Origin of the sequence: Streptomyces sp. NPDC052012 (assembly GCF_040689265.1) — a bacterium.
Classification (GTDB): Bacteria; Actinomycetota; Actinomycetes; order Streptomycetales; family Streptomycetaceae; genus Streptomyces.
Genome location: NZ_JBFAXA010000007.1, coordinates 106,356 through 121,996 on the forward strand (window position 1 = coordinate 106,356; position 15,641 = coordinate 121,996).

Genomic DNA, 15,641 nt, shown 5'->3' on the forward strand with positions numbered 1-15,641 from the left:
TGGCCCCGCGGCCCGCCCTTGGGCGGCCTGCCATGCCCCGTGGAGCCTCTCAGCCGGCTCTGCGGAGCCCCCCGAAGGCGAGCTGGGCGACCGCCTCGGCCACGTCCTGCTCGCTCATGCCGCGGCCGTCGGGCCGGTACCACTCGACGATCGAGTTGATCATCCCGAAGACCAGCCGGGTCACCAGGCCCGCGTCGATGTCGCCGCGCACGTCCCCGTCGGCCGCCGCGTCCTTCAGCAGCTCGGCCACGCGGTGGTCGAACTCGCGCCGCCGCTCCAGCGCCCACCGCTCGGTGTCCGTGTTGCCCCGCACCCTCAGCAGCAGCGTCACATACGGCAGTTCGGCGATCAGCACCTCGACCATGCGCCGCACGACGTACTCCAGCCGCTCGGCGGGACGCCCCACGCGCGCGTGCTCCTCGTCGAGGATCTCGAACAGCCCGTCCAGCGCCCGGCTCACCGCACGGCGCAGCAGTTCCTCCTTGCCCGCCACGTGGTGGTATATCGACGACTTGGAGATGCCGGCCGCCTTGGAGAGGTGCTCCATGGAGGTGCCGTCGTAGCCGCGCTCGTTGAACACCTGGACGGCGACGGTGAGCAGCGTCTCCGGGGTGTACGTGTCGCGCTTGGCGGTAGTCATGGGGTGCCCTCCCGCTTCTCGGTGGCGTACGCGTGCCGGTAGAGCGCCAGGGACGGCGCGTAGCGGCCGGACGGGTCGCGCTGATGCAGGTCGTCCAGGAGGGAGCAGGCCCAGGTGCGGCCGAGCCTGCGGTCCCACTCGAAGGGACCCAGAGGGTAGTTGACGCCGAGGCGCATCGCGGTGTCGATGTCCTCCTCGGTGGCCACCCCCTTGGCGACGGCGTCGTACGCCAGGTCGATGATCCGCGCCACCGTGCGGGCGACGATCATGCCGGGCACGTCCCCGATGACGCTGACCTTCTTGCCGAGCGCCTGGAACAGCCCGGTGGCCTCGGCGACGGTCCGGGCGGAGGTGTCCTGGGCGTGCGACAGGGCGATGCGGCCGGCCGTGCGGTAGTCGAGGGCGAGGTCGAAGTAGACGACGTCGCGGAACTCCACCGAGGTCTGGCCGTCGGCCAGGGCCAGCTGGCCGCCGCCGGGCAGCACCAGACGCGTGCCGTTGTCCTCGTCCTCCTCGCGCACCTCGATGCCCGCCTCGCGGATCAGCGCGAGCAGCTCCGAGGCGGGCCCCAGATCGCCCTCGGCGACCACGTACGCGGGCGGCGGCGCCTGTTCCGCGGTGTGCGGCTCGGGACGCTCGGCGCCGTCCCGGTAGTCGTACCAGCCCTGGCCGCTCTTGCGGCCGAGCCGCCCGGACTCGACCAGGCGGCGCTGGGCGAGCGAGGGGATGAAGCGCACGTCCTGGAAGAAGGACTGCCACACCGAGTGCGTGACGGACTCGTTGACGTCCTGCCCGATCAGGTCGGTCAGTTCGAAGGCGCCCATGCGGAAGCCGCCGGACTCGCGCAGCACCGCGTCGACGGTGGCCGGGTCGGCGCCCTGGGACTCGTACACCGCGAAGGCCTCGGCGTAGAAGGGCCGGGCGATGCGGTTGACGATGAAACCGGGGGTGTCGGCGCAGGCGACCGGGGTCTTGCCCCAGGCGCGGGCGGTCTCGTACGCGCGCGTGGCGTACGTGACGTCGGTGGCGAACCCGGAGACGACCTCGACCAGCGGCAGCAGCGGCGCCGGGTTGAAGAAGTGCAGGCCGACGAAGCGACCGGGGACGCGCAAGGCGCCGCCGATGGCGGTGACGGACAGGGAGGAGGTGTTGGTGGCGAGCAGGCAGTCGTCGTCGACGACGTCCTCCAGCGCGCGGAACAGCTCCTGTTTGACGTCGAGCCGCTCCAGGACCGCCTCGACGACCAGGGTGCAGTCGGCGAGCTCGGCGAGCTCGGCGGCGGGCAGCAGGCGGGCGCGGGCGGCGTCCCGGTCGGCGGGGGTGAGCCGGTCCTTCTCCACGAGCCGGTCGAGCCTGGCGCCGATCGCGTCGGCCGCTTCCCGGGCGCGGCCGGGGGCGGCGTCGTAGAGCCGCACCACATGGCCCGCGACCAGCGCGACCTGGGCGATTCCCTGGCCCATGGTGCCGGTGCCGACGACGGCCACAGGGCTGCTGAGGTCGAGTGCTGTCATGTGCGCGATCCTCCCGCACGGGGTTTTCCACAGATGCGGCGGACCCCCTTGTCCCGACCGATCGTTCGGTTACTCTAGCTCTGACCGCCCATTCCTGCCCACCTTTCTGCCAGGTCAGGAACTCGACGAAGAGTTCTGAAGACGAGGAGTTGGTCCCGTATGGCCGCCGAACTCACCGCGCACGAGCTGATCGCCCGGCACCGGCCCACCCTGGACCAGGCGCTCGAAGCGATCCGCACCCGCGCGTACTGGTCCCCCCACCCCGAGCACCCCAAGGCCTACGGGGAGAACGGCAGCCTGGACCTGGCCGCGGGCAAGGCCGCCTTCGACGCCCTGCTCGGCACCCGCCTCGACCTCGGCCAGCCCGGCACGGACGGCTGGGTGGACGGCGAGGTCTCCCCCTACGGCATCGAGCTGGGCGTGAGCTATCCGCACGCGGACCTCGACGTGCTGCTGCCCGCCATGAAGGCCGGGATGCGGGCCTGGCGGGACGCGGGCGCGGAGGCGCGCGCGGTGGTGTGCCTGGAGATCCTCAAGCGCATCAGCGACCGGACCCACGAGTTCGCCCACGCCGTCATGCACACGTCCGGCCAGGCGTTCATGATGGCGTTCCAGGCGGGCGGCCCGCACGCGCAGGACCGCGGCCTGGAGGCGGTGGCGTACGCGTACGTGGAGCAGGTCCGCACCCCGGACACCGCGGAGTGGACCAAGCCGCAGGGCAAGCGCGACCCGCTCGCGCTGACCAAGCAGTTCACGCCGGTCCCGCGCGGCATCGGCCTGGTCATCGGCTGCAACACCTTCCCGACGTGGAACGGCTACCCGGGCCTGTTCGCCTCCCTCGCCACCGGCAACGCGGTCCTGGTCAAGCCGCACCCCCGCGCGGTGCTGCCGCTCGCCCTGACCGTGCAGGTGGCGCGCGAGGTGCTCACCGAGGCCGGCTTCGACCCCAACCTGGTCGCGCTGGCCGCCGAGCGTCCCGGCGAGGGCATCGCCAAGGACCTGGCCACCCGCCCGGAGATCCGGATCATCGACTACACCGGCTCCACCGAGTTCGGCGACTGGCTGGAGGCCAACGCCCGCCAGGCGCAGGTGTACACCGAGAAGGCCGGCGTCAACACGGTGCTCGTGGAGTCGACCGGCGACTACAAGGGGATGCTGTCCAACCTGGCGTTCTCCCTGTCGCTGTACAGCGGCCAGATGTGCACCACCCCGCAGAACCTGCTGATCCCGCGCGAGGGCATCACCACCGACCAGGGGCCGAAGTCCTTCGACGAGGTCGTCGCCGATCTGGCGAAGGCGGTCGACGGTCTGCTCGGCGACGACGCGCGCGCGAACGCCCTGCTCGGCGCGATCGTCAACCCGGACGTCAAGGCCCGCCTGGAGGCCGCCGCCGGACTCGGCGAGGTCGCCCTCGCCTCCCGCGAGATCGCCAACCCCGAGTTCCCGGGCGCCGTGGTGCGCACCCCGGTGATCGTCAAGCTGGACGGCTCCAAGCCCGACGCCGAGGCCGCGTACATGAGCGAGTGCTTCGGCCCGGTCTCCTTCGCCGTCGCCGTCGACTCGTCCGGTGACGCCCTGGAGCTGCTGCGGCGCACCATCCGCGAGAAGGGCGCGATGACCGTCGGCGCGTACACGACTTCCCCGGAGGTCGAGGACGCCGTGCGCGAGGTGTGCCTGGAGGAGGCCGCCCAGCTCTCCCTCAACCTCACCGGCGGGGTGTACGTCAACCAGACGGCCGCCTTCTCCGACTTCCACGGCTCCGGCGGCAACCCGGCGGCCAACGCGGCCCTGTGCGACGGCGCGTTCGTGGCCAACCGCTTCCGGGTGGTCGAGGTGCGCCGGGAGGCGTAGGCCCCGCGGGCACGCGCTCAGGCGGGTGCGCCCCCGGTGGCGCTCCAGTGGTACAGCGTCATGGCCACACTGGTCGCGAGGTTGTAGCTGGAGACCTGGGGGCGCATCGGCAGGGCCACCAGATGGTCGGCACGCGCGCGCAGCTCGGGTGACAGTCCGCTGCGCTCGGAGCCGAAGGCGAGCAGTGCGTCGTCCGGCAGCTTCAGCGCGCGGATGTCCTCGCCCTCCGGATCGAGCGCGAACAGCGGGCCCTCGGGCAGCTCGTCGGCCGTCAGCCGTTCCACGGCGGTCGCGAAGTGCAGCCCGGCCCCGCCGCGGACGACCGTGGGGTGCCAGGGGTCGAGCGTGCCGGTGGTGACGACACCGGTGGCGCCGAAACCGGCGGCCAGGCGGATCACGGCCCCGGCGTTGCCCAGGTTGCGCGGGTGGTCGAGGACCACGACGGGGGCGGTGCGCTGGGTGTGCGTCAGCCGCGCGAGGCTGTCCGCGCGGGAGGGGCGCACGGCCAGGGCGGCCACGGCGGTGGGATGCGGACGCGGGACCAGCGAGGCGTACGTCTCGTACGGCACCTCGGTCAGCAGCGCGCCCAGCGCCTCATGGACGTCCGGGGCCAGTTCGTCGGCGAGGGCGAGGGCGCCGGCCCTGTCCGCGGTGACCGCGACCGGGACCTCGGCCCCGAAGCGCAGGCCGTGCTTGAGGGCGTGGAAGCCGTCGAGCAGGACGCTGTCGCCGGCCAGGCGGCGCCAGGCGGACACGAGGCCGGCCGCGGCGGTCGGGGCCTCGCCCTGGAAGTCGGTCATGCCCAGAAGCCTACGTGCGCGGGCGCGGGGCTCCTCGCGGTCCGGGGACGGCCTCGGTGGCGGAGGGCTGGGCTTGCGCGGAGGGGGCTGGGGCCTGAGCTTCGGCGGAGGGGGCCTGGGGTGCCGCGGCCGGGTGCTGAGTCTCGGCAGCGGACTCCTGGGCTGCCGCGGCGGGGTGCTGGGCTTCCGCAACGGACTGCTGGGCTGCCGCGGCCGGGTGCTGAGTCTCGGCAGCGGACTCCTGGGCTGCCGCGGCGGGGAGCTGGCCTTTCGCGGCCAGGTGCTGGGCTGCCGCGACGGAGAGCTGGCCTTTCGCGGCCAGGTGCTGGGCTGCCGCGACGGAGAGCTGGGCCTTCGCGGCGATGTCCGGGGCGCGGTGATCCGGGGGCCGTTGCTTCGGGAGGGACAAGCCGCCCCCGTCGCGCAGGCGCAGCCGGGCACGCGCGCGTGCCGCCCCGTCGCCCAGGCGCCGCAGGAACGACGTCGGCAGGAACACCATGTCCGCCGCGATCATCGCCAGCGAGAAGAACGGCAGCCCCAGAACGACGGCGATCATGGCGTGCTCAGTGATCATGACCGCCAGCAGGACGTTCTTCACCCGCCGGTTGAACAGCGTGAACGGGAAGGCGACCTGCACGGCGACCGTGCCGTAGGTCAGCAGCATCACCAGCGTGCCGCTGGACGCCAGCAGGTCGGCGAGGCCCGGCCAGGGGGAGAAGTACTCCAGTTGCAGCGGGTAGTAGACGGCCGTGCCGTCCTGCCAGCGGGAGCCCTGGACCTTGTACCAGCCGGCCGTGGCGTAGATCAGACACGCCTCGGCCATGATCACCAGGAGGGCGCCGTTGTGCACGATGTTGGCGACGACGTCCAGCAGGATCCGCGGCTGTGCGGTCCGCGCAAAGCGTCCGACCAGCCACCACACGGCCTGCGCCGACCAGACCGTCCACAGCAGCACCGGTACCAGGCGGTCACCGTCCATCCGCCCCGCAAGCGTCGCGGCGAGCAGGAGGAAACCGAGCACTCCCCACAGCGCCGGGCCCACCCGGTCCCGTACCCGCTCGCCACGCGCGCGTGCCTCCGCCTGGCGCCGCGCCCGCCGGGCGTCCAGCGACCACACCTGACCGCAGCGTGTGAACACGAGGTAGACCGACATCAGGTGCAGCACGTTGTCGCCGCCGTCGCCCATGAAGATGCTGCGGTTCTGCAGGGACAGCACCCCCACCATGAACAGCACCGACATGGTGCGGGTGCGCCAGCCGAGCAGCAGGAGCACGCTCCACAGCACCGCGAGCGCGTAGACGGCCTCGAACCAGATCTGACCGTCGGACCAGAGCAGTGCCGTGAACGCGCCGTTCGAGCCGACCAGCTGCTCGGCCAGATCCCAGTTCCAGGGGCCGTCGGGGCCGTACAGCTCCTGACGGTGCGGGAACTCGCGCAGCAGGAACAGCAGCCAGGTCGCGCTGAAGCCGATGCGGATCACGGCGCTCTGGCAGGGGCCGAGGGCGGAGTCGGCCACGCGCGCGATGAGACCGGAGACCGCCAGCGAGAAGCGGTTCACCCGACACCTCCCCGGGCTTCGTCCTCGGGCACCGACCACCAGGGCAGGGTGCGGTACACCGGCGACGTGGAGATCTTCTCGTCACTCCACTCGGGAGGCGGGACGTTCGTGGTGCGCGAGCGGATCTGGACCTGCTGGACGACACCGCCGTCTCCGGCCGCGTCCGCACGGTCGAGGCGGAGCACCGTGATCCGGCGCAGATAGGACTCGGACAGTGCGCCGCGCAGGCCCACCGGGCGGTTGTCGTTGTCGTGGGTGGCGACGAAGAAGTCCCAGGCGCGGCGCAGCTCGTTCTGCTGGGTGTGGCTGGGCAGCGGATTGCCGTCGATGGCCCGGCCGTCCTCGGCGGACAGGTCGTACCAGCCGGTGGTGCGCACTCCCCCGTCCGCCGTGCGTATCTCCGCGCGGACCTGCACGGCGACGTTCTGCTGAAGCGGGTTCGGAGCGAAGAGCTTCCAGTTCTGCTCGAACTCGGGGTAGACCCAGTCCTCGATCGCCTCGGCGTGCTCCTTGCTGACCGTGTTGGGGGGTGCGACGTGCAAGAAGGTCATCCCGAGGTGCACACACACCCCGACGGCGACGACGGCGAGTGCGACGGCGGCGGCGATCTGGTAGCGCAGGGAGAGGGCGGCGACACCGGAGCGGTGCTCGGGGAGCGGGGCGGGGGAGGGGGGCAGGGTCGACCCGGTGGGCCCAGTGGAACCAGGCGGTCCGCTCGGCCCGGTCGGCCCAGTGGGCCCCTTCGGCCCGTGCCGGGCGTCCGAGCCCTTGTCGTACGCGTCCATTCCGCCCCGTTCCACGTTTCCGGTCCGTCGCTGCCGCCGTCCGGCCACGGGGGCGGCACTCTTCGCCCACCGCTCCACCGCGTCGCACGGAACGGTACTCAGCACCGGCCACCCGGGCACACCCCCGGCGGGTGGTCCGTGCCGTGGCCGTGACCACATCGCAGCCGTGCCGACGCAGGGCACCCACACGACACCGGCCCTGGCACCAGCACCAGCACCAGCACCGGCACCGGCACCGGCACGAGCACCGCAGCCGCAGCCGCAGCCGCACTCGGACCCGCACCCACGGGAACCGTGCGCAGCCCCGCGGCGGTCACACCGTTGTCCACAGGCGGTCCCCGCAGGTTATCCACAGCGGTTGACACCGTGCGGCCCCCGTCTCACCATGGAATCGCACGAACCGAACGATCGGTCGGGAGCGTGCTCCGAGAAGAACCCAGGTCGAGGGGGACCTCATGGCGACAGCAGCCGCCCGCGAGACGGCCCGCAGCGAGGCGTACGACGCACCTGAAGGCGTCGGCGACATCACCGTCGATTACCAGCGCGCCTTCGACGCGGCCGTCGCCGCCGACGAGCGGATCGAGCCGCGCGACTGGATGCCGGACGCCTACCGGGCCACGCTGGTGCGGCAGATCGCCCAGCACGCCCACTCCGAGATCATCGGCATGCAGCCGGAGGCCAACTGGATCACCCGCGCGCCCTCGCTGCGCCGCAAGGCGATCCTCATGGCCAAGGTGCAGGACGAGGCCGGCCACGGCCTGTACCTGTACAGCGCCGCCGAAACCCTCGGCACCAGCCGCGACGAGCTGCTCGACAAGCTCCACTCCGGCCGCCAGAAGTACTCCTCGATCTTCAACTACCCGACGCTGACCTGGGCGGACGTCGGCGCGATCGGCTGGCTCGTGGACGGCGCCGCGATCACCAACCAGGTCCCCCTGTGCCGCTGCTCCTACGGCCCGTACGCGCGCGCGATGGTCCGGATCTGCAAGGAGGAGTCCTTCCACCAGCGCCAGGGCTACGAGCTGCTGCTCGCTCTGAGCAAGGGCACACCCGAGCAGCACGCGATGGCGCAGGACGCGGTCGACCGCTGGTGGTGGCCGTCGCTGATGATGTTCGGCCCGCCCGACGACGAGTCGCAGCACTCCGCGCAGTCGATGGCCTGGAAGATCAAGCGGCACTCCAACGACGAGCTGCGCCAGCGCTTCGTCGACATCTGCGTCCCCCAGGCCGAGTCGCTCGGCCTCACCCTCCCCGACCCCGACCTCAAGTGGAACGAGGAGCGAGGGCACTACGACTTCGGAGCGATCGACTGGACGGAGTTCTGGGAGGTCCTCAAGGGCAACGGCCCGTGCAACGAGCAGCGGCTGACCCGGCGCAGGCAGGCCCACGAGGAGGGCGCCTGGGTCAGGGAGGCGGCGGCCGCCTACGCGGCCAAGCACACGACCGGCCGCCCCGGCACCACCGGGCAGTCGGACACAAGCGGTAAGACCAGCGTGAACGGCGAGACAGGAGCGACGCGAGCATGACCACCACCGACTGGCCCCTGTGGGAGGTCTTCGTGCGTTCGCGCCGGGGCTTGTCCCACACCCACGTCGGCAGCCTGCACGCGCCGGACGCGGAGCTCGCCCTGCGCAACGCCCGCGATCTCTACACCCGGCGCGGCGAGGGCGTCTCCATCTGGGTCGTGCCGTCGTCCGCGATCACCGCCTCCTCGCCGGACGAGAAGGACCCGTTCTTCGAGCCGGCCGCCGACAAGCCCTACCGGCACCCGACGTTCTACGACATCCCCGAGGGGGTGCAGCACCTGTGACGACGACACCCGCCAAGGACACCGCCCTCACCCCGGCCGCCCTGGCGCTCGGCGACGACGCCCTGGTGCTCTCCCACCGCCTGGGCGAGTGGGCCGGCAACGCCCCCGTCCTGGAGGAGGAGGTCGCCCTCGCCAACATCGCGCTCGACCTGCTGGGCCAGGCCCGCGTCCTGCTGTCGATGGCCGGCGACGAGGACGAGCTGGCGTTCCTCCGCGAGGAGCGCGCCTTCCGCAACCTCCAGCTGGTGGAGCAGCCCAACGGCGACTTCGCCCACACCATCGCCCGCCAGCTGTACTTCTCCGTCTACCAGCACCTCCTCCACACCGAACTGGCCGGCGGCGACGGCCCGTTCGCCCCGCTGGCCGCGAAGGCCGTCAAGGAGGTCGCCTACCACCGCGACCACGCCGAGCAGTGGACCCTGCGCCTCGGCGACGGCACCGACGTGAGCCACGAGCGGATGCAGCGGGCCGTGGACGCGCTGTGGCGGTTCACCGGCGAGATGTTCCAGCCGGTCGAGGGCCTGGACGTCGACTGGCCGGCGCTCGAGTCGGCCTGGCTGGAGCACGTCGAGGACGTCCTGCGCCGGGCCGCGCTCTCGGTGCCCGAAGGACCGCGCACGGGAGCGTGGTCGGCCGGTGCGGGCCGTCAGGGCGTGCACACCGAGCCGTTCGGCCGCATGCTCGCCGAGATGCAGCACCTGCACCGCAGCCACCCGGGGGCGACATGGTGACCACCACCCCCCTGGAGGCGGAACTGCTCGAGCTGGCCGGTTCGGTGCCCGACCCCGAACTGCCCGTGCTGACCCTGCGTGAACTGGGCGTCGTCCGCGCGGTGCACGCCCGCGGGGCCGACACCGTCGAGGTCGAGCTGACCCCGACGTACACCGGCTGCCCGGCCATCGAGGCGATGTCCCTCGACATAGAGCGGGTGCTGCGCGAGCACGGGGTGCGTGAGGTCACCGTCCGCACCGTGCTGGCACCCGCCTGGTCCACCGACGACATCACCGACGAAGGGCGGCGCAAGCTGCGGGAGTTCGGCATCGCGCCCCCACGCGTGCGGTCGGCCTCCGGACCGGTCCGCGTCGAGCTCGGGCCGACACGCACCCAGGACGCCCGGCCGGCCGAGGCCGGCGACGGCCTGGAGGCGATCCGCTGCCCGCACTGCGGATCCGCCGACACCGAACTGCTCAGCCGCTTCTCGTCCACCGCGTGCAAGGCGCTGCGCCGCTGCCTGGCCTGCCGTGAACCGTTCGACCACTTCAAGGAGTTGTGATGGCCCGCTTCCACCGGCTCCGGGTGGCCGCGGTCGACCGGCTCACCGACGACTCCGTCGCCCTCACCCTCGCCGTCCCGCCGGAGCTGCGCGAGGCGTTCCGCTTCGCCCCCGGCCAGCACCTGGCGCTGCGGCGCACGGTCGACGGCGAGGAGATACGGCGCACCTACTCCATCTGCTCCCCCGCACCGGGCGGCGAGGGGCCGAGCACGCTGCGCGTCGGTGTACGACTGGTCGAGGGCGGCGCCTTCTCCACGTACGCCCTGAAGGAGATCAACCTCGGCGACGAGCTGGAGGTCATGACCCCGGCCGGCCGTTTCACGCTCCGGCCCGCACCGGGCCTGTACGCCGCGATCGTCGGCGGAAGCGGGATCACCCCGGTGCTGTCGATCGTCTCGACCCTGCTCGAGCGTGAGCCCCGGGCGCGGTTCTGCCTGATACGCAGCGACCGCACCGCAGCCTCCACGATGTTCCTGGAGGAGGTCGCCGACCTGAAGGACCGCTACCCCGACCGGCTCCAGCTGGTCACGGTGCTCTCCCGGGAGGAGCAGCAGGCAGGGCTGCCGTCCGGGCGGCTCGACCAGGAGCGGCTGACCGGACTGCTGCCGGCGCTGCTCGCGGTCGAGCGGGTGGACGGCTGGTTCCTGTGCGGCCCCTACGGGCTGGTCGAGGGTGCCGAGCGCACGCTGCGGAGCCTGGGTGTGCCCCGCTCCCGCATCCACGAGGAGATCTTCCACGTGGACGCGAGCCCGGCCCCCGCCGGCGCGGCGACGGCCCCCGCCCACAGCACGGTCACCGCCCGGCTCGACGGACGCGGCGGCACCTGGCCCGTCCAGGACGGGGAGTCCCTGCTGGACACGGTGCTGCGCAACCGCCCCGACGCCCCCTACGCCTGCAAGGGCGGGGTGTGCGGGACCTGCCGCGCCTTCCTGGTCTCCGGCGAGGTCCGGATGGACCGCAACTTCGCGCTGGAGGCGGAGGAGACCGAGGCGGGCTATGTCCTGGCCTGCCAGTCCCATCCGGTGACGGAGCAGGTGGAGCTGGACTTCGACCGTTGACGTGTTCTCCCGGCCGACGCCCGCTTCTCTTCTTCTGCAACCTGTTCTATCTTGACGCCCCGTCAGGTCAGCGTCGCATCAGCGCACGCCGCAGGCGCCGTGGGAGGACAGGACCGTGGACTTCACCTTCACCGAGGAGCAGCAGGCGGCGGCCGAGGCGGCACGCGGGGTCTTCGCCGGAGCCGCACCGGACGCAGTGCCCAGCCCCGCGCTCACCACGGGCGCCGTCGCCGACGGATTCGACCGTGCGCTGTGGGCCCGGCTCGCCGAAGCGGACCTGCTGAGCCTGCTGCTCGGCGAGGAACACGGCGGATCCGGCCTGGACGCGATCGCCCTGTGCCTGGTGCTGCGGGAGGCCGCCCAGGTACTGGCGCGGGTGCCGTTGCTGGAGAGCAGCGCGGCCGCGGCCGCCGTCCAGACGTACGGCAGCCCCGAGGCGAGGTCCGCGCTGCTCGCGCGGGCGGGCCGGGGGGAGCTCGTGCTGACCGTCGCCGCGCACGGCCGTACCGGCCACGACCCGGCGGAGCGTGCCGTGACCGCGCGACCGGACGGCACGGCATGGGTGCTGGACGGGGTGCAGACGGCGGTGCCGTGGGCCTACGACGCGGATGTCGTCGTCGTGCCCGCGCACACCGGCGACGATCGGACCGTTCTCGCGCTGGTGCGCCCGGAGCAGGAGGGGGTCGCCCTCGCCGAGCAGTTCTCCACCAGCGGGGAGCGGCTGGGCGAGCTGCGGCTGGCGTCGGTGCGGATCGCCGAGCGAGAGATGGTGGTGGCGGACGGGGCGTGGGAGTGGCTGCGGGATCTGCTCACCACGGGGACGTGCGCGCTGGCCCTCGGACTCGGTGAGCGGGTGCTGCGGATGACGGGCGAGTACACCGGCAAGCGGGAGCAGTTCGGGCATCCGCTCGCCACCTTCCAGGCCGTGGCGATGCAGGCCGCCGACCGCTTCATCGACCTGCGCGCCATGGAGGTCACGCTGTGGCAGGCGGCCTGGCGGATCGCCTCCGGGGCGCCGGGAGCCCTGCCCGCCGCCGGGGACGTCGCCGTCGCCAAGATCTGGGCGGCGGAGGGCGTGCGCAGAGTGGTGCAGACCGCACAGCATCTGCACGGGGGATTCGGCGCGGATGTGGAGTACCCCCTGCACCGGTACCACGCCTGGGCCAAGCATCTCGAACTCTCACTCGGCCCGGCGGCGGCCCACGAGGAAGCCCTCGGAGACCTGCTGGCGGCTCATCCCCCGGCGTGACGCCCCTCGGCGGGGCCACACGTGACGCCCCTCGGCGGGGCCACACGTGACGCCCCTCGGCGGGGCCACACGTGACGCCCCTCGGCGGGGCTACAGGGGCTGCAGGAGAGCCACGAGAGGCCTACAGGCGCCTACAGCACATGCCCCGGCTGTCCGTCGTCGGTGACGACCGGGCGGCCCGCGGACTCCCACACCTGCATGCCGCCGTCCACGTTCACGGCGTCGATGCCCTGCTGCACCAGATACATCGTGACCTGGGCCGACCGTCCGCCGGAGCGGCAGATCACATGCACCCGCCCGTCCTGCGGGGCGGCCTCGGTCAGCTCGCCGTAGCGGGCCACGAACTCGCTGATGGGGATGTGCAGCGCCCCTTCGGCGTGACCGGCCTTCCACTCGTCGTCCTCACGGACGTCCAGCAGGAAGTCGCCGTCCTTGAGGTCCGCGACCTCGACCGTGGGCACACCAGCTCCAAAACTCATGCCTCCGACGCTACCCGAAGAGGCATCGCCGAAGCTCAGGCCAGCAGGGCCGCCAGCTCCGCCTCGCGCTCGGTGAGCTGGGCCTGCAGCTGCTCGGCGATCTCGTCGAGGAGACCGTCGGGGTCGTCCGGGGCGAGCCGGAGCATGGAGCCGATGGCGCTCTCCTCCAGTTCCTTGGCGACCAGCGTGAGCAGTTCCTTGCGCTGGGAGAGCCATTCGAGGCGGGCGTAGAGCTCCTCGGCAGGGCTCGGGGCGCGCCGCAGCTCCGGTCCCGCGGCCCACTCGGCGGCGAGTTCCCGCAGCTCGACCTCGCTGCCGCGGGCGTAGGCGGCGTTGACGCGGGTGATGAACTCCTCTCGGCGGCTGCGGTCGGTGTCCTCCTGCGCCAGGTCGGGGTGGGCCTTGCGGGCGAGGTCCCGGTAGAGCTTGCGGGCCTCCTCGCTGGGCCGCACCCGCTGCGGCGGCTTCACCGGCCGGTCGGTGAGCATGGCGACGGCCTCCGGGAAGAGCCCCTCGCCGTCCATCCAGCCGTTCAGCAGCTCCTCGACACCGGGGATCGGCGCCAGGCGGGCGCGGGCCTCCTCGGCCCGGCGGCGGTCCTCGGCGTCACCGCTGCGGTCGGCGCGGGCCTGCAGGATCCGGGCGTCCAGTTCCTCGAGGCGGGCGTACATCGGTCCGAGCCTCTGCTCGTGCAGCCGGGAGAAGTTCTCGACCTCGATGCGGAAGGTCTCCACCGCGATCTCGAACTCGATCAGCGCCTGCTCGGCCGCCCGCACGGCCTGCTCCAGCCGCTCCTCGGCGCGCGGCGCGTCCCCGCCGCCGGGCACCTGCTCCGCACCGGCAGCGCCACCGCCCTGCCGCTCACCTTCCGAGCTCATCACCCGCCCAGCGTAGGCCACGCCCCGGGGCCACCACCCAGCCCGTCTTCCGGGGACTCGCCCGTGCGCCGGTCAGGCTCCGGCCGGTCCCGGAATCAGACCCCCATCTCCGCCGCGATCCGCCCCGACCGCACCGCCCGCACCAGGTCCGCGTGGTCCGCCTCCGTGCGGTCGGCGTAGGCGAGGGCGAACGCGGCCGTCGCTGCGTCCAGTTCGTCGTTCTTGCCGCAGTATCCGGCGATCAGGCGCGGGTCGGCGCTGTGGGAGTGGGCGCGGGCCAGGAGGGCGCCGGTCATACGGGCGTAGTCGTCTATCTGGTCGGCCGCCAGGGCCGCCGGGTCGACGCTGCCCTTGCGGTTGCGGAACTGGCGCACCTGGAAGGGCCGGCCCTCGACCGTCGTCCAGCCCAGCAGGCTGTCGCTGACGACCTGCATCCGCTTCTGGCCGAGGACCACCCGCCTGCCCTCGTGCTCCGTCTCGGGCACCTCGAACCCGGCCGTCGCCAGGTGCGGCACCAGCGCCGACGGGCGGGCCTCCTTCACCTGGAGCACCAGCGGCTCGCCCCGGTGGTCCAGGAGCAGGACGACGTACGAGCGCGTCCCGACACTGCCCGTGCCGACGACACGGAACGCCACGTCGTGCACCGCGTGCCGGGCCAGCAGCGGGTGGCGGTCCTCGGGCAGCGTGGCGAGGTACTGCTCCAGGGACGCGGCCACGGCGGCGGCCTCGTCGTCCGGGACGCGGCGCAGGACCGGCGGTGCGTCGACGAACCGGCGTCCGCCGTCGGCCGTCACCTCGGTCGACTTGGCGGCGAACCGGCCGCTGGTGTTGGCGCGGGCCTTCTCGGAGACCCGCTCCAGCGTGCCCAGCAGGTCGTGGGCGTCGGTGTGGGAGACCAGCTCCTCGTCGGCGATGGCGTTCCACGCGTCCAGCGCCGGCAGCTTCGACAGCAGCCGCATCGTGCGGCGGTACGCGCCGACCGCGTCGTGCGCCGCCGTCCGGCAGGTGTCCTCGTCGGCGCCGGCCTCCCGGCCCGCCAGCACCAGCGAGGTGGCGAGCCGCTTGAGGTCCCACTCCCAGGGGCCGTGCACCGTCTCGTCGAAGTCGTTCAGGTCGATGACCAGCCCGCCGCGCGCATCGCCGTACAGACCGAAGTTGGCCGCGTGGGCGTCGCCGCATATCTGGGCGCGGATCCGGGTCATGGGGGTGCGCGCCAGGTCGTACGCCATGAGGCCGGCCGCTCCGCGCAGGAAGGCGAACGGCGTCGCCGCCATCCGGCCCACCCGGATCGGGGTCAGCTCGGGCAGCCGGCCGCGGCTGGACTCCTCGACGGCGCTCACCGCGTCCGGCCGGGAGGCGTCCAGGTCGAGGGTGGCGTGTGCGCTGCGCGGCACCGTCCGGCGCAGCGCCTTGCCCTCCTCCTTGGGCGAGCCCTGGGCGGGCCACTCGGCGAAGCCGGGCACACGCGGCAGCCGCCGCCCGGCACCAGCACGCCCCGCACCGGAACGCCCGTCTCCGCTCTGCTCTCCCGCAGTGCCCGCCCCGGCCACCCCGGCAACGACCTCGGTCACAGCAACCGCCTCCCCCGTACGCAGGCACATCCGCACTTCAGCGATGCGCCGAATCTTCGATCGATGCCGACCGTACAACCGGCGACGGAATGGCGTCAGACCCTGTGGACAACTCCACGGCTGTGGAAAACACCACCTCGCACCGGCCTACCCGCCCGAACCACCTCGCTCCGGCCCC

The 15,641-nt window shown here is 72.8% G+C and carries 14 protein-coding genes and 1 pseudogene; 7 read left to right on the forward strand and 8 right to left on the reverse strand.

Translation table 11 applies throughout. The features are described 5' to 3' along the window. Window positions 1-49: 49 nt before the first annotated feature. Both AB0412_RS15260 and AB0412_RS15265 read right to left on the reverse strand, forming a co-directional pair. Complete coding sequence (locus tag AB0412_RS15260; RefSeq protein WP_366403037.1) at window positions 50-640, reverse strand: TetR/AcrR family transcriptional regulator; 591 nt, start codon at window positions 638-640, stop codon at window positions 50-52. Continuing rightward, entirely contained in the window at window positions 637-2,151 is a 1,515-nt protein-coding gene (locus AB0412_RS15265) for a 3-hydroxyacyl-CoA dehydrogenase (protein WP_366403038.1), read from the reverse strand. Before AB0412_RS15265 ends, AB0412_RS15260 begins: the two co-directional genes overlap by 4 nt. A 159-nt stretch (window positions 2,152-2,310) precedes the next feature. Between AB0412_RS15265 and paaN the strand changes: the two genes are divergently transcribed. Continuing rightward, window positions 2,311-4,002: a phenylacetic acid degradation protein PaaN gene (gene paaN, locus AB0412_RS15270; RefSeq protein ID WP_366403039.1), complete on the forward strand. Its 1,692-nt coding sequence runs from the start codon at window positions 2,311-2,313 to the stop codon at window positions 4,000-4,002. A 17-nt stretch (window positions 4,003-4,019) separates the two neighbouring features. On the opposite strand, the gene AB0412_RS15275 is transcribed toward paaN, so the two are convergent. The 3 genes and pseudogenes from AB0412_RS15275 to AB0412_RS15285 form a co-directional block, all read right to left on the reverse strand. After that, window positions 4,020-4,802 carry a TrmH family RNA methyltransferase gene (locus tag AB0412_RS15275; RefSeq protein ID WP_366403040.1) on the reverse strand — a complete coding sequence of 261 codons (783 nt, stop codon included), beginning with the start codon at window positions 4,800-4,802 and terminating at the stop codon, window positions 4,020-4,022. Between the two features lie 388 nt (window positions 4,803-5,190). Then, window positions 5,191-6,360, reverse strand: a pseudogene (locus tag AB0412_RS15280) (HTTM domain-containing protein); the annotation flags it as partial. Beyond that, a complete protein-coding gene (locus AB0412_RS15285) occupies window positions 6,357-7,145 on the reverse strand; it encodes a DUF5819 family protein (protein ID WP_366403186.1) in 789 nt (262 codons plus the stop codon). The gene AB0412_RS15285 and the pseudogene AB0412_RS15280, both read right to left, overlap by 4 nt. Before the next feature lie 455 nt (window positions 7,146-7,600). On the opposite strand from AB0412_RS15285, the gene paaA reads away from it, so the two are divergent. The 6 genes from paaA (at window position 7,601) to AB0412_RS15315 (ending at window position 12,535) form a co-directional block, all read left to right on the forward strand. Continuing rightward, on the forward strand, window positions 7,601-8,671 hold the full coding sequence (gene paaA / locus AB0412_RS15290; protein WP_366403041.1) for a 1,2-phenylacetyl-CoA epoxidase subunit PaaA: 1,071 nt from the start codon (window positions 7,601-7,603) through the stop codon (window positions 8,669-8,671). After that, entirely contained in the window at window positions 8,668-8,955 is a 288-nt protein-coding gene (gene paaB, locus AB0412_RS15295) for a 1,2-phenylacetyl-CoA epoxidase subunit PaaB (protein WP_366403042.1), read from the forward strand. Before paaA ends, paaB begins: the two co-directional genes overlap by 4 nt. Further along, on the forward strand, window positions 8,952-9,686 hold the full coding sequence (paaC, locus tag AB0412_RS15300) for a 1,2-phenylacetyl-CoA epoxidase subunit PaaC (RefSeq protein ID WP_366403043.1): 735 nt from the start codon (window positions 8,952-8,954) through the stop codon (window positions 9,684-9,686). The genes paaB and paaC overlap by 4 nt, the downstream gene beginning before the upstream one ends. Beyond that, complete coding sequence (paaD, locus tag AB0412_RS15305) at window positions 9,680-10,228, forward strand: 1,2-phenylacetyl-CoA epoxidase subunit PaaD (RefSeq protein WP_366403044.1); 549 nt, start codon at window positions 9,680-9,682, stop codon at window positions 10,226-10,228. The genes paaC and paaD overlap by 7 nt, the downstream gene beginning before the upstream one ends. Continuing rightward, window positions 10,228-11,286 (forward strand): 1,2-phenylacetyl-CoA epoxidase subunit PaaE, encoded by a 1,059-nt coding sequence (gene paaE / locus AB0412_RS15310; protein WP_366403045.1) that lies wholly within the window; start codon window positions 10,228-10,230, stop codon window positions 11,284-11,286. Before paaD ends, paaE begins: the two co-directional genes overlap by 1 nt. Window positions 11,287-11,401: 115 nt before the next feature. Next, on the forward strand, window positions 11,402-12,535 hold the full coding sequence (locus AB0412_RS15315; RefSeq protein ID WP_366403046.1) for an acyl-CoA dehydrogenase family protein: 1,134 nt from the start codon (window positions 11,402-11,404) through the stop codon (window positions 12,533-12,535). Window positions 12,536-12,666: 131 nt separating this feature from the next. Here the strand turns inward: AB0412_RS15315 and AB0412_RS15320 are convergent, their stop codons facing one another. The 3 genes from AB0412_RS15320 to AB0412_RS15330 form a co-directional block, all read right to left on the reverse strand. Then, window positions 12,667-12,996, reverse strand: a complete 330-nt coding sequence (locus tag AB0412_RS15320; protein WP_366403187.1) for a rhodanese-like domain-containing protein — start codon at window positions 12,994-12,996, stop codon at window positions 12,667-12,669. Window positions 12,997-13,049: 53 nt separating this feature from the next. Continuing rightward, window positions 13,050-13,892, reverse strand: a complete 843-nt coding sequence (locus AB0412_RS15325) for a J domain-containing protein (protein WP_366403188.1) — start codon at window positions 13,890-13,892, stop codon at window positions 13,050-13,052. A 95-nt stretch (window positions 13,893-13,987) separates the two neighbouring features. Further along, complete coding sequence (locus AB0412_RS15330; protein WP_366403047.1) at window positions 13,988-15,493, reverse strand: DUF2252 domain-containing protein; 1,506 nt, start codon at window positions 15,491-15,493, stop codon at window positions 13,988-13,990. Window positions 15,494-15,641 lie beyond the last annotated feature (148 nt).